This window comes from Streptococcus sp. 20925_1_44 (assembly GCF_041432435.1).
In the GTDB taxonomy this organism is placed as follows: domain Bacteria; phylum Bacillota; class Bacilli; order Lactobacillales; family Streptococcaceae; genus Streptococcus; species Streptococcus infantis.
In genome coordinates this window covers 400,320-414,360 of the sequence record NZ_JAPVZQ010000001.1, presented here as the reverse complement: position 1 = coordinate 414,360, position 14,041 = coordinate 400,320, and the positions used below count along the sequence as shown (strand labels likewise).

General features: G+C 38.0%; 15 protein-coding genes. 8 read left to right on the top strand and 7 right to left on the bottom strand.

The annotated features are described in order from the left end of the window. Positions 1-72: 72 nt before the first annotated feature. The 5 genes from lysS to O3643_RS01905 all read right to left on the bottom strand — a co-directional run bounded on the left by lysS (position 73) and on the right by O3643_RS01905 (position 4,553). Positions 73-1,563, bottom strand: a complete 1,491-nt coding sequence (gene lysS / locus O3643_RS01925; RefSeq protein ID WP_371499462.1) for a lysine--tRNA ligase — start codon at positions 1,561-1,563, stop codon at positions 73-75. 135 nt (positions 1,564-1,698) lie between these two features. After that, complete coding sequence (locus O3643_RS01920; RefSeq protein ID WP_074324117.1) at positions 1,699-2,322, bottom strand: histidine phosphatase family protein; 624 nt, start codon at positions 2,320-2,322, stop codon at positions 1,699-1,701. Next, positions 2,319-2,804 carry an aminoacyl-tRNA deacylase gene (locus O3643_RS01915; RefSeq protein WP_074324116.1) on the bottom strand — a complete coding sequence of 162 codons (486 nt, stop codon included), beginning with the start codon at positions 2,802-2,804 and terminating at the stop codon, positions 2,319-2,321. Before O3643_RS01915 ends, O3643_RS01920 begins: the two co-directional genes overlap by 4 nt. After that, entirely contained in the window at positions 2,804-3,646 is an 843-nt protein-coding gene (locus O3643_RS01910) for a DUF368 domain-containing protein (RefSeq protein WP_074324115.1), read from the bottom strand. The genes O3643_RS01915 and O3643_RS01910 overlap by 1 nt, the downstream gene beginning before the upstream one ends. A gap of 106 nt (positions 3,647-3,752) precedes the next feature. Then, entirely contained in the window at positions 3,753-4,553 is an 801-nt protein-coding gene (locus O3643_RS01905) for a glycoside hydrolase family 25 protein (protein WP_223333012.1), read from the bottom strand. A gap of 157 nt (positions 4,554-4,710) precedes the next feature. Between O3643_RS01905 and glmU the strand changes: the two genes are divergently transcribed. From glmU to O3643_RS01865, 8 genes are all read left to right on the top strand, one after another. Continuing rightward, positions 4,711-6,090 carry a bifunctional UDP-N-acetylglucosamine diphosphorylase/glucosamine-1-phosphate N-acetyltransferase GlmU gene (glmU, locus tag O3643_RS01900; RefSeq protein ID WP_314943721.1) on the top strand — a complete coding sequence of 460 codons (1,380 nt, stop codon included), beginning with the start codon at positions 4,711-4,713 and terminating at the stop codon, positions 6,088-6,090. 9 nt (positions 6,091-6,099) lie between these two features. Further along, positions 6,100-6,645, top strand: coding sequence for an NUDIX hydrolase (locus tag O3643_RS01895; protein ID WP_314943723.1), 546 nt, complete (start codon positions 6,100-6,102; stop codon positions 6,643-6,645). Between the two features lie 11 nt (positions 6,646-6,656). Beyond that, complete coding sequence (gene macP, locus O3643_RS01890; protein WP_036757475.1) at positions 6,657-6,968, top strand: cell wall synthase accessory phosphoprotein MacP; 312 nt, start codon at positions 6,657-6,659, stop codon at positions 6,966-6,968. Positions 6,969-6,978: 10 nt separating this feature from the next. Then, a complete protein-coding gene (locus tag O3643_RS01885; protein ID WP_371499458.1) occupies positions 6,979-7,674 on the top strand; it encodes a 5'-methylthioadenosine/adenosylhomocysteine nucleosidase in 696 nt (231 codons plus the stop codon). A 121-nt stretch (positions 7,675-7,795) separates the two neighbouring features. Beyond that, complete coding sequence (pcrA, locus tag O3643_RS01880) at positions 7,796-10,084, top strand: DNA helicase PcrA (RefSeq protein ID WP_371499456.1); 2,289 nt, start codon at positions 7,796-7,798, stop codon at positions 10,082-10,084. A gap of 130 nt (positions 10,085-10,214) precedes the next feature. Then, positions 10,215-10,475, top strand: coding sequence for a SemiSWEET family transporter (locus O3643_RS01875; RefSeq protein WP_045763891.1), 261 nt, complete (start codon positions 10,215-10,217; stop codon positions 10,473-10,475). A 105-nt stretch (positions 10,476-10,580) separates the two neighbouring features. Further along, positions 10,581-11,282, top strand: a complete 702-nt coding sequence (locus O3643_RS01870; RefSeq protein ID WP_371499453.1) for a response regulator transcription factor — start codon at positions 10,581-10,583, stop codon at positions 11,280-11,282. Next, entirely contained in the window at positions 11,279-12,157 is an 879-nt protein-coding gene (locus O3643_RS01865; RefSeq protein ID WP_371499451.1) for a sensor histidine kinase, read from the top strand. The genes O3643_RS01870 and O3643_RS01865 overlap by 4 nt, the downstream gene beginning before the upstream one ends. Before the next feature lie 39 nt (positions 12,158-12,196). Here O3643_RS01865 and O3643_RS01860 read toward each other — a convergent pair whose 3' ends face one another. Then, positions 12,197-12,958, bottom strand: a complete 762-nt coding sequence (locus O3643_RS01860; protein ID WP_371499449.1) for an ABC transporter permease — start codon at positions 12,956-12,958, stop codon at positions 12,197-12,199. 10 nt (positions 12,959-12,968) lie between these two features. Beyond that, on the bottom strand, positions 12,969-13,877 hold the full coding sequence (locus O3643_RS01855) for an ATP-binding cassette domain-containing protein (protein ID WP_314943736.1): 909 nt from the start codon (positions 13,875-13,877) through the stop codon (positions 12,969-12,971). Positions 13,878-14,041: the final 164 nt, after the last annotated feature.

Below are 14,041 nucleotides of genomic sequence, written 5' to 3'. Positions count from 1 at the left end.
AAGACAACCTCTTAGATAAGGTTGTCTTTTTAACTACAAAAAACTCCTAGAAATCATCTAGGAGTTTAGTTTTTATTTCATAGTTGGGAAAAGAAGTACGTCACGGATAGTAGTAGTATCAGTGAGTAGCATGCAGAGACGGTCGATACCGATTCCCAAACCACCTGTTGGTGGCATACCATATTCAAGGGCTTCAATGTAGTCATAGTCAATACCAGTCGCTTCATCATCACCAAGTTCTTTTGCTTTAGCTTGGGCTTCAAATCGGCTAAGCTGATCGATTGGATCGTTCAACTCAGTAAAGGCATTTCCGTATTCTTTAGTCATGATGAAGAGTTCAAAACGGTCAGTAAAGCGTTCGTCTTCAGGGTTCTTCTTAGCAAGTGGAGATACTGCTACTGGATGTCCATAGACAAAGGTTGGTTGAATCAATGTTTCTTCAACAAATTCTTCAAAGAAAGCATTGATAATGTGACCTACTTCAGTATAGTGTTTCTCAACTGGAACTTTCTTGTCAGCAGCAATAGCTTTAGCTTCTTCGAAAGTCATGTCTTGCCAGAAATCGACACCTGTAATTTCCTTGATAGCGTCAACCATGTGTACACGTTTAAATGGTTCGTTAATCTTGATTTCAGTTCCTTGATAGATAACTGGACTGTCGCCTTTAACGGCTCTAGCAACGTGTTGGATAATACCTTCAGTCAAGTCCATGATATCTTGGAAGTCTGCATAAGCTTGGTAAACCTCGATAGAAGTGAACTCAGGATTGTGTGTAGCGTCCATTCCTTCGTTACGGAAGATACGACCAATCTCATACACACGTTCCATACCACCGACGATAAGTCGTTTCAAGTGAAGCTCAGTCGCGATACGAAGCACCATGTCAATGTTTTGTGCATTGTGGTGAGTGATAAATGGACGAGCAGCAGCACCACCAGCTTCATTGTGAAGAACAGGTGTTTCAACTTCTAGGAAACCTTTTTGATCAAGATAACGACGAATTTCAGAGATGATTTTTGAGCGAGTAACAAAGCGTTCAAAACTTTCACGGTTTGAAATCAAATCAAGGTAACGTTTACGGTAAATAGTTTCAACGTCTGTTAAACCGTGGAATTTTTCTGGAAGCGGACGAAGGGCTTTAGACAAGTGAGTGATGTGTGTAGCCTTAATAGAGAGCTCTCCCATATCAGTACGCATAACTTCACCTTCGACCCCAAGGAAGTCTCCTAGGTCAGCCTTTTTGAAGATTTCGTAGTTTTCTTCACCAACTTCATCTTTACGAACGTAGATTTGGATTTGACCTTCACGGTCTTGAAGGTGAGCAAAACCAACTTTCCCTTTTCCACGTTTTGTCACTAAACGTCCAGCGATAGTAGCAGTTTCGTTTAGTTCGTGTAGTTGTTCTTTATCAAGATCAGCAAATTTATCTTTTAGTTCTTGAGAGTTGGCAGTACGTTCAAAACGTTTACCGAAAGGATCAATTCCTTGTTCACGGAGCGCAGCCATTTTTTCGCGGCGAACGATCTGCTGGTCATTTAGTTCTTCCATGTGTTCTGTTGACATGAGTTCCTCCTAATTTTAATCGAAATTTGAAATAATAAATTAATTTTTCACGATACTCCATTTTATCATAAATAGTCAAGAAATTCACGGATATTCTATAAAAACTGAAAAGAACTTGATTGTTAATATCAAGTTCTATATTTTTTGATAAGAAGTATCGTTCCAAGTCTTTAGAGTAAATGTTTCAAAGTCATCAGTTTCTATAATTGTTAGACTTGCATTAGCCAAACCTCCGTCTTTACGAAGCAGAGCTTCCTGATAGCCTATCAGCGTGCGAAGACTTGCAGTAAGGTTTGCTCCATGACCAACTAGTAATAGGTGCTCTGCCTTAGAGTTTTTTAAGAATTTGATAAATTGGATAGTGCGCTGAGTTGTAGTGTAGAGTGATTCAGCTTCGAACATGCGAGTATCAAACTTAGCTAAGTTTGTTTTAAAGGCTTGAATTTGCTGAGGGTAGATAGCATTTAAAGTCGCAATTTTTAGACCTTCCAGTTTACCGAGGTGCCATTCTCTGAGTTCGGGAACACTTTCTAAGGGACATGGATTTGTCAGTTGACTTTGGATAATCTCAGCTGATTTTACCGCTCTTGGTAAATCACTAGAATAAATCTTGTCAAAAGGGATATCTTTAAGATACTGGCCCAGGTCTTTTAAAGTTTCAATAGATTCAGGGAGAAGAGGGGAATCTCCACCAGCGCCTTGAAAACGACCTTCTAGATTCCAGACTGTTTGACCATGGCGGACAAAGTAAAGTTTCATGAGTTACTTTCCTCCAAGATGTCTACAAAGTTGGCTTTTACATAGTTTGCCAGATCTTTAGGTGCGATGATGATACTGTGTCCGACCTCGCCAGCAGAGACAATCAATTCTTCCAATTCTAAAGCTGTTTCATCAATAAAAATAGGGTAGTTGTGTTTTTGACGGATACCTACAGGGTTATTAGCTCCATGGATATATCCAGTCGTTTTTTCTAAATCCTTTTGAGGAATCATGGCAACTTTTTTATTCCCAGAAATCTTTGCTAATTTCTTTTCAGAAAGGTGTTCGGTGATAGGAACAATTCCTATTACCGGACCAGTCTTATCACCCAATAATGCTAAGGTCTTAAAGATATGATTTCTATCATAACCAGAAGGAAGTTCTCCTTCTAAAGCATTGATTTGAATACCTTGATGGTCAACACCTGCCTTAGTCAAAATTTGCTCTACTAAGGTTTTTTTAACTTTAACTTTCTTAGCCATTATTTGTATTTATCCTCCAACTGACTCATCCAGATACCTAACCAAATGCCAAGAGCAAAAAAGAAGGCAACAATCACATAAGACACAAGAGATAAACCACTGTAGTTAATGCTTTCAGCATTCCCCGCATTTGGAATCAATATCAAGAGTGTACTTGAAAGAACGATTGCAATGATGAAATGATAAACACGAGAGTGATACTCTCGAAGAGCGTAGTCCATCAATTTTGAAAAAATAATAAGAGTAGCAGCAGCTCCAATTCCTATCGGAAGGAAGGTACCAAATAAATCAAAAGTTTTAAATCCAGTTAACATTGGGGTATAGAGACCTAAAATCAAGAGAAGATTTGAGGGGCTTAATCCTGGAACTAAAATACCTAGAGCAAGAAGAGCACCTGCTAGGATAAAACTTGTGAAACTTGCGTTGAGTGAACCAACCACAAAGTTTAAAGCGTAAAGACCGATTCCAGAAACAATAAAGGTCACCCAAAACCAGATAAGATCGACTTTGTCTCTTTCAGAATCTTGAGTAGCCTCTTTTACAAGACTAGGGACTGTACCAATAATAGCACCCGCAAAACTCCATAAAACATAAACTTGATAATGCTCTAGTAAGTACTCAATTGGATAAGAAAATAGCCCAATACCTAGTAACATACCGATAGCAACAGGTAAGAAATAAAGAATATCTTCTTTTAGGTTTTTAAATGGATGGGCAAGAAAACGAATCATTCTCTCATAGATACCCAAAATAGCTGCCAAGACTCCACCAGAAATACCAGGCAAGATAAATCCTAGCGCAATAACAATTCCTTTAATCATTTTTGAAATCCAAGATAACATAAACTCTCTCCATATTTATTCTCTAAAATTCTCTTCTTGTATTATATCACAAAGTAAGAGAAATAAAAAAAGCAAGCAGAAGTAATATCTTGCTTGCTGAATGAAATTAAGGTTTTAAAAATAGTTTTCTAAACGTCTCTTCCTTATCTTTTGACAAAGAAATAAGATTTAGGTCTAGATGGTGTTCAAATCCAACCAGTTTACCCTTTGAGGTGTATTGATGAAGATCGAAGTCAAGGTCTGTATTTGGTGAACTTTCAAAATAGCCCGAATCAGGTCCGTAGGAAGGAATCCAAATAGCTGAAAACTTATCTGTGCTGATGCTATGCTCTTCCATGAAGTAAACTCCGATGTAAATACCGATGTTTTTAGCACCTAGAGATTCTAGTTTAGCACGAAAAGCTTCAACCCCTTTATTCATGTCTGACATGGTTTTTTCTTCGACATCTAACCAATAGTAACTTGGATTGTATGGGGAAGCTGAATTGTAGAATGCTTCAGCAGCCTTTTCCATATCCTCTACACTTTTTCCAGATACATAGGCATATACAGCAACTGGAACATTTCTCTTTTGAAACTCAGCGATATGACTTTTATAAGCTTTATCTGTTCCATTCGTATAAGATGCATCGTTCTCAGTAGTAATCTGGTTTCCTCCGTGGACTCGAACAATAGCACCAGAGATATTTTTAGATAAAATATCATAGTTAATCTCTGACGGTCGTTGCCAACCAGAGATATCGATGATAGGCTTATCCAAGTTATGTAGAGCTTGTGTTTCTATTTGAACTGGATTTTGTTTGGTTTTTACAGGATGTTCTTCGAATCGTGGACGATTGAGAATCAAGAGTCCTATAAAAGCAGCAAATATAATAACTATAAAAGCTGGACGAATTTTTTTTCTCATACTCCTATAGTTTATCCTAATTTGTTAAAAAAATCAAAAAATTTACTCAAAACGGAGTAGTGACAGTCATTAGCGTTATGTTGAGGTCAACAAATTTGTGTATCGTGAAGTAAATTGTGGTATAATAATAAAGAATTTCTATAGAAAAGAGAAAAATATGGCAAATTATGCAATTATTTTAGCAGCGGGTAAAGGTACCCGTATGAAATCAGATCTACCTAAAGTTATGCACAAAGTTGCAGGAATTTCAATGCTTGAGCATGTTTTTCGTAGCGTGGGCGCAATTAATCCTGAAAAAACAGTTACTGTAGTTGGACATAAGGCTGAACTTGTAGAGCAAGTTTTAGCTGGTCAAACTGATTTTGTGAGACAATCTGAGCAATTAGGTACTGGTCATGCGGTTATGATGGCCGAACCAATTCTTGAGGGTCTTTCTGGACAAACATTGGTTATTGCAGGTGATACACCATTAATCACGGGCGAAAGTTTGAAAAACTTGATTGATTTTCATGTGAATCACAAGAACGTAGCCACTATCCTTACCGCAGAAGCGGAAGATCCATTTGGTTATGGACGTATTGTTCGCAATGATAATGCTGAAGTACTAAGAATTGTTGAACAAAAAGATGCGACTGATTTTGAAAAGCAAATCAAAGAAATCAATACAGGAACATATGTTTTTGATAATGCTCGTCTCTTTGAAGCTCTTAAAAACATTAATACCAACAACGCTCAAGGTGAATACTATATTACAGATGTGATTGGTATTTTCCGTGAAGCTGGTGAAAAAGTCGGTGCCTATACTCTTAAAGACTTCGATGAAAGTCTCGGGGTCAATGACCGTGTAGCACTTTCTACAGCAGAAGCTGTTATGCGTCGTCGTATTAACCAAGCTCACATGATTAATGGCGTTAGTTTTGTAAATCCAGAAGCGACTTATATTGATATTGATGTTGAAATTGCTCCAGATGTACAAATTGAAGCTAATGTAACCCTCAAAGGTTCTAGTAAGATTGGTGCTGAGACTATTTTGACGAATGGAACTTATATTGTCGATAGTACTATCGGTTCAGGTGCAGTGATTACCAACTCTATGATTGAGGAGAGCACAGTTGCTGATGGTGTTACAGTCGGACCTTACGCTCATATTCGTCCAGGTTCTAGCCTGGCAAAAGATGTTCATATTGGAAACTTTGTTGAGGTGAAAGGTTCTAGCATTGGAGAAAATACAAAAGCTGGCCATTTGACATACATTGGTAATTGTGAAGTTGGCAGTGACGTCAACTTTGGTGCTGGTACTATAACAGTGAACTATGATGGGAAAAATAAATTCAAGACAGTTATCGGCAACAATGTCTTTGTTGGTTCTAATTCAACCATCATCGCTCCTGTTGAACTAGGAGATAACTCTCTTGTTGGCGCAGGTTCAACCATTACTAAAGACGTGCCTGCTGATGCTATTGCCATCGGTCGTGGCCGCCAAGTTAACAAAGACGAATATGCAACTCATCTCCCTCACCATCCTAAAAATAAATAGGAGCTAACCATGGAATTTGAAGAGAAAACACTCAGCCGTAGAGAAATCTATAAAGGTCCTATTTTCCAATTGGTACAAGATCAGGTTGAACTTCCTAATGGAAAAGGGACAGCTCAACGTGATTTGATTTTCCATAATGGTGCAGTATGTGTTCTTGCAGTTACCTCAGATAATAAGATTGTTCTAGTCAAGCAATATCGCAAGGCGATTGAAAAAGTTTCTGTTGAAATTCCTGCAGGAAAACTAGAAATTGGAGAAAATGTTGATCCTGAAGCGGCAGCCCTTCGCGAATTGGAAGAAGAAGCAGCTTACACTGGAAAACTAACTCTTTTGTATGATTTCTATTCTGCTATTGGTTTCTGTAATGAGCGATTAAAGCTTTATTTGGCAAGTGATTTGACAAAGGTTAAAAATCCACGTCCGCAGGATGAAGATGAAACTTTAGAATTACTTGAAGTTAGTCTTGAAGAAGCTAAACAACTGATCCAGTCTGGTGATATCTGTGATGCCAAGACTATTATGGCTATCCAGTACTGGGAATTACAAGAAAAATAGGGGAGGAACCTATGGGAAAACCTTTATTAACAGACGAAATAATCGAGCGTGCAAATCGTGGTGAAGATATCTCTGGCTCTACTTTAGTAGATGATCAAGAAACAAAGATATTATCGACTTCATCTCAACATTATAGAGCTTCACGTTCAAGTGACCATGGTTTTAGTCAAGATACCCTAACGATTGATGTTGAACCACAAATCCATAAAAGTCGTCGAATTGAAAATACTAAGAGAAATGTTTTTAACTCAAAACTGAATAAGATTCTATTTGCTGTTATTCTTCTCTTGATTTTGCTAGTTTTAGCAATGAGATTTATTTAAGGGGAATGTCATGAAAATTGGAATTATAGCAGCTATGCCAGAAGAGCTAGTTTATCTGATTCAACATTTAGAAAACTCTCAAGAAGAGACGGTATTAGGAAATAAGTATCATACGGGTAAAATTGGTTCAGTCGAGCTTGTCTTGGTGGAGAGTGGAATTGGTAAAGTCATGTCTGCTATGAGTGTAGCAATCTTAGCTAACCACTTTAAAGTAGATGCTGTTATCAACACTGGTTCAGCTGGTGCTTTAGCAGAAGGAATCGAAGTTGGAGATGTAGTGATTGCTGATAAGCTAGCTTATCATGATGTTGATGTGACTGCTTTTGGTTATGAATACGGTCAGTTGGCCCAACAACCACTCTATTTCGAAACTGACAAGAAGTTTGTCAGTTTGATTCAAGAGAGTTTGTCTAAACTTGACCAAAAATGGCATCTAGGTTTGATTGTGACGGGTGACAGCTTTGTAGCTGGTGAAGACAAGATAGCTGCTATAAAAAAACATTTCCCTCAAGTTCTTGCTGTGGAGATGGAAGGAGCGGCTATTGCTCAAGCAGCTCACGCGCTTAATCTACCTTTCTTAGTTGTCCGTGCCATGAGTGATAATGCTAACCACGAAGCTTCTATTTCATTTGATGAATTTATCGTAGAAGCAGGACGCAGATCGGCTCAAGCCTTGTTGACACTTTTACAATCTATTCATGATTAAAATAAAAAGAACACTTGTTAGTGTTCTTTTTTTAGGAAAAAAGGAAGCTTGTCTCTGATAGAGTTATTTTCAGTCTTTTTTGATATAATAGAAACATTGATTTGAAGAATAGGAAGAGAAAATGAATCCTTTATTAAACGGTATGAATGACCGACAGGCTGAAGCGGTCCAAACAACAGAAGGTCCACTGCTGATTATGGCGGGGGCTGGTTCTGGTAAAACACGAGTTTTGACCCATCGTATTGCCTACTTAATTGATGAAAAGATGGTTAATCCCTGGAATATTTTAGCCATTACCTTTACCAATAAGGCTGCTCGTGAAATGAAAGAACGTGCCTATGGGCTCAATCCAGCTACACAGGACTGTTTGATAGCGACCTTTCACTCTATGTGCGTTCGTATCTTACGTCGTGATGCGGATCATATTGGTTACAATCGTAACTTTACCATTATCGATCCAGGTGAGCAGCGATCACTGATGAAGCGTATTCTCAAGCAATTAAATTTGGATCCTAAAAAGTGGAATGAACGCTCTATTTTAGGGACTATTTCTAATGCTAAGAATGATCTGATTGACGATATTGCTTATGCTGCACAAGCAGGAGATTTATATACAAATATTGTCGCTAAGTGTTATGAGGCCTATCAAAAGGAACTCCGTCAAGCTGAGTCAGTTGACTTTGATGATTTGATTATGTTGACCTTGCGTCTCTTTGATCAAAATCCTGATGTCTTAACTTACTATCAGCAAAAGTTCCAATATATCCATGTCGATGAGTACCAAGATACCAACCACGCTCAATATCAACTGGTCAAACTGTTGGCTTCTCGCTTTAAAAATATCTGTGTTGTTGGGGATGCGGACCAGTCTATCTACGGTTGGCGTGGTGCGGATATGCAGAATATCTTGGATTTTGAGAAGGATTATCCTCAAGCCAAGGTTGTTTTGTTGGAGGAAAACTATCGCTCAACCAAAACCATTCTCCAAGCAGCTAATGACGTTATTAAAAACAATAAAAATCGCCGTCCTAAGAACCTCTGGACTCAAAATGCGGATGGGGAACAAATTATTTACTACCGAGCTAACGATGAACAGGATGAGGCTGTTTTTGTAGCCAAAACCATAGATGAACTTAGCCGAAGCCATGGCTTCCTTCATAAGGACTTTGCTGTTCTTTATCGAACAAATGCTCAATCACGTACAATTGAGGAAGCCTTGCTCAAGTCTAATATTCCTTATACCATGGTTGGTGGTACCAAATTCTACAGCCGTAAGGAAATCCGTGATATCATTGCTTACCTCAATCTCATTGCCAACCTAAGTGATAATATTAGTTTTGAGCGCATCATCAATGAACCAAAACGTGGAATTGGACCAGGAACCGTTGAGAAAATTCGCGACTTTGCTAATATGCAAGAAATGTCTATGCTAGATGCTTCAGCCAACATTATGTTATCTGGCATCAAAGGAAAAGCAGCTCAGTCTATTTGGGACTTTGCAAATATGATACTCGATTTGAGGGAACAACTTGATCGACTTTCAATCACTGAGTTGGTAGAAGCAGTATTAGAAAAAACAGGCTACGTTGATATTCTGAATGCTCAAGCAACATTGGAGAGCAAGGCCCGGGTTGAAAATATCGAGGAGTTCCTCTCTGTCACCAAAAACTTTGATGCCAATCCTGAAAGCCAAGAAGAGGAAACAGGACTAGATAAACTTAGTCGATTCTTGAATGATCTTGCTTTGATTGCAGATACGGACTCTGGTAGTCAGGAGTCGTCAGAAGTAACCTTAATGACCTTACACGCTGCCAAAGGACTCGAGTTTCCAGTTGTCTTTATTATCGGTATGGAGGAGAATGTCTTTCCGCTTAGTCGTGCCTCTGAAGATCCAGATGAATTGGAAGAAGAACGTCGTTTGGCCTATGTAGGAATCACGCGCGCCGAGAAAATTCTCTATCTAACCAACGCCAACTCTCGCTTGCTTTTCGGGCGTACAAGTTACAATCGTCCGACCCGTTTTATCAACGAGATTAGTTCAGATTTGTTGACCTATCAAGGTTTGGCTCGTCCAGCTAATACAAGTTTTAAAGCATCATACAGTAGTGGTGGTACTACATTTGGTCAAGGAATGAGTCTGGCACAGGCTCTTCAAGAACGAAAACAGAATACTGCGCCTACATCGATTCAATCAAGTGGTTTACCATTTGGACAATTTGCGGCTGGTTCTAAATCAGCTTCCAGTGAAACTAGCTGGTCTATCGGTGATATTGCCCTTCATAAAAAATGGGGTGAAGGGACTGTCCTTGAAGTATCGGGTAGTGGAGCTACACAGGAACTAAAAATCAACTTCCCAGAAGTCGGTTTGAAAAAACTTTTGGCTAGTGTAGCACCGATTGAGAAGAAGTAAGTTATCTAAATGAATAAGTTTCCCTTATCACAAGACTGTGATAATTTACAAGTTTTTAACAAATAGCTTTTTAAACTTCACTATCTTAAAAAATAGTGTATAATTGAAACTGTTTTTGAAAGGAGAAAAAATGACTGAAAAACAAATGAAAACTTTAGGTTGGATTGCAACCTTTATGTCTGTAATGATGTATGTCTCTTATATTCCTCAAATTATGAATAACCTTGCTGGTCAAAAAGGGAATTTTATCCAACCAGCAGTAGCTGCACTTAACTGCAGTCTTTGGGTTTACTACGGTCTCTTTAAGAAAGAACGTGATATTCCTTTGGCAGCAGCTAATGCACCAGGTATCGTTTTTGGACTTATTACCGCATTGACAGCTTTAATTTAATACATAGGGTGAACTCTTCTTCGTATTTAAGCATGAAGGAGAGTTTTTCTTTATCCGAAATTCCTAAAAAAACATGATATAATACTATTAGAAAGGTTGGTGTTTATGGCTAGAATACTTATCGTTGAAGATAATAATGAGATTCAAGAAATTTTGAGAACTCTTCTTTCTGAGGAGCATGAGGTGATTCAGGCTTTTTCTGGTACTGAAGGTATGATACGATTTGAACAAGGTGACATTGATCTAATCCTGCTAGATATTATGCTTCCGGGAAAAAATGGTGATCAGGTTTTAAAAGCCATTAGACACGATAGTTCAGTTCCTGTCATCATGCTAACTGCCCTAAGTGATAAAAAGCTCATCAGCCAATATCTCTTAGATGGTGCTAATGATTATATTGTAAAGCCTTTTGATTTGGATGAAGTTTTTGCCAGGGTTACGGTACAATTACGTCAAAATAGTGACAAGCAAGCAGCTGAAATCGAACATCCTGACAAGTTGATTCAACAGTTAAAAAATATTCAATTTGATGCAGATAGTTTTGAAATCAAAAATAGCCAGGAAACTATTCGCCTAGCTAAGAAAGAATGCTTGATTCTCCAAACCTTGTTGGGACATCCTAAGAAAATTTTCACGAAAGAAGAACTCTATGAATTAGTCTGGGAGGATACTTATTTACCAGGTGACAATACTCTCAACACTCATTTAAGTAATCTCCGTAAAAAATTAAGCCAACTAGATCCAGAGCAAGAGTATATTGAAACTATCTGGGGAGTTGGTGTTCGGTTAAAAGGAGATGAGCAATGATCTATATTTTACTTTCTTTGCTACTGCTGGTTATTATCCTATTGACGATAGGCTTGATTCGCTATCATCTAGCACTCGTAAACTTGAGCCAACAAATTGAGGACAAGATTCTGACTGGAAGTATGAAGAGAATCGGAGTGTCCACTTTCTCCAAGGATTTTTTACATCTTTACCAGCAAATCAATCATCTCTTTCAAGATGTTGAGCAGTCACGCTTGATTATGAAGCGAGAGAAGCAGACTTTAGACATGGCTATTAGCAATATTGCACACGACATTCGAACACCTTTAACGATTGCATCAGGTTATACTCAGCAATTGCTTAAAACAGAAAATCCTGAGTCTGAGAGTTTGAGAAAAATTGCTCATCATCTCAATCAAGTTTCAAAACGCCTAGAGGCTCTTTTGGACTATCGTCGGTTAATGGAGGGAGCAGTTAAGCCTGACTTATCTGAGTTAGAAGTTTCAACATTTATGACGCAAAAATTGCTGACCTATTATGATTCTTTTCAGACGGCAAAGATTAACCTTGATTTGCAAGTAGAACCTGGTCTCTATTTATTAACAGATCCCGATTTATTAGATCGTATGTTACAAAATCTTATTGGTAATGTTTTAAAACATGGTAAGGATGAAGCGAGATTTTCTCTGAAGGAAGTGGACAATCATATCTGTTTGGAACTTGCGAATCTGGTTAAACAACCGATTCGTAAAATTGAAAATCTCAGTCAACGATTTTACTCTGAAAACCTCTCAGATACAGAAGAATCCTCTGGTTTAGGTCTTTATATTACTGAAGAACTATCCCATCTCCTTGGTGCAGAACTACAACTAAGTAGTGATGGTGCTTGGTTTACAGTTAGAGTTCTCTTTTAAAACAAAGAACCTCCTCTTTTTGAATAGAGGAGGTTGTTTTTATAGGCTTTTCTTCTTGAAAACAGCAAGTCCACTAATAGTAAAGAGTAGAATAATGGTCACTGTAACGATAACGGTGTATAGAATGGCCTGGCTATAGTCAGTCATTGCATAGGCAAAATTTAAGGATAAATAGCGTAAAATCTCAATATCTGGAAAGATAAGCATCGGCGTTGAAAGCAAGATAGAAGTGATCAAATAACCAATGAAAACAGCCAAATAAGAATGAGTCACATAGAGAATGAAGGAAACAATAGATAGCCAAGCTAGAAGACAGAGGAATTGAAGACCAATAGTAAGAAGGAGATTGCCAATAAATCCTTCTGGCATCGTACCAAGACCGTTTAGGATAGTTGCTGGTACGAAAGCAATAACTAGGCTAACAAGAATTTGCATTAGAGCGATACTTGCTAATACAAAAAATTTAGCTAAGAAAAACTCTGTCCGAGAAACACCCACTGTCAAACTGTTTTTATAGAGTTTTCCGATAAGATCAACTCCTAGAACTAAGCAAGCAAGGATAATACAGAGGAAAACTAGGTTTGAGCTATTGCTAGAGGTGTTAATAAGGGCTTGTATACCATCCCATCCCTTGCTTGGCAGTTCGGTTTCTGCGTTTGTACTTGTACTGACGGATATGATCTGTCCTGTAGCTCCGAAAGTAGCCCCCATTAACATGAGTGCAAAGAGAACGAGCTCTGTAATCCAAAATCCTTTGGAACGGAAAAGACGGTAAAAGTCTGCTTGAATTGTATGTATCATGGTTTTCCTCCTATTTTACTAATTGTGTGAAGTATTCTTCAAGATTTTGACGAGCATAGTAAATCTCATCCACGTCAACATCTGCTAGAGTAAGTTCTTTGAGAATGCGTTTGACATCTTGTTCATGACTAAAAATATGAATCTCATTATCTGAATTAACAACTTTAAATTCGAGATGAACTTTGTCTTTTAAGATTTGACTAGCTTTTTCTTTGTCAATTGTTTTTAGAACGATATAGTCTTCATTAAGTGTCTCAAATTCGGTCTTACTGATTTCTCGAATGATTTTCCCTTGGTCAAGAATTCCAAAGCGATTGGCAACCAGATAGAGTTCTGACAAGATATGACTAGAGATGAGAATTGTTATTCCTAGTTCTTGATTCAGACGTTGAATCATTTGACGAAACTCTTTAATACCGATTGGGTCAAGTCCATTGATAGGTTCATCAAGGATGAGAAAGTCTGGTTTTGATAGGAGGGCAATAGCAATTCCTAGGCGTTGTTTCATCCCAAGAGAGAAATCTCGAAAAACTTTTCTACCTGTATCTGTTAACCCCACATACTTTAATGTTTCCTGAATGACTTGATCAGCATTTGGGATATGTCGAATAGTACAATAGTATCTTAGATTTTGATAGGCTGTTAAATGATTGTGAGCTACTGGGGATTCAATGACTGAACCTACTCGAGATAGGGCTTTCGTGCACTCCTTATACCCTTGAATAGAAAAGAGGGAAATAGTTCCATGGTCAGCAGATAATAATTGGGTAATGATTTTAATCAGAGTTGTCTTACCAGCACCATTTTTTCCGATAAGTCCATAGATATCTCCTTCTTTAACTGAGAGACTAAGATCTTGTAGAATAGGTTGTTTGCCAAATTGTTTGGACAAGCCATGGATTTCGAGGACTGTTTTCATAGTTTTCTCCTTTAACCTTTAATACTCAATGAAAAACAAAGAGCAAACTAGGAAGCGAGCCGCAGGCTGTACTTGAGTACGGCAAGGCGAAGCTGACGTGGTTTGAATTTGATTTTCGAAGAGTATAAGATGTTTTATTTTTATAACTCTAGTATAAAGCATAG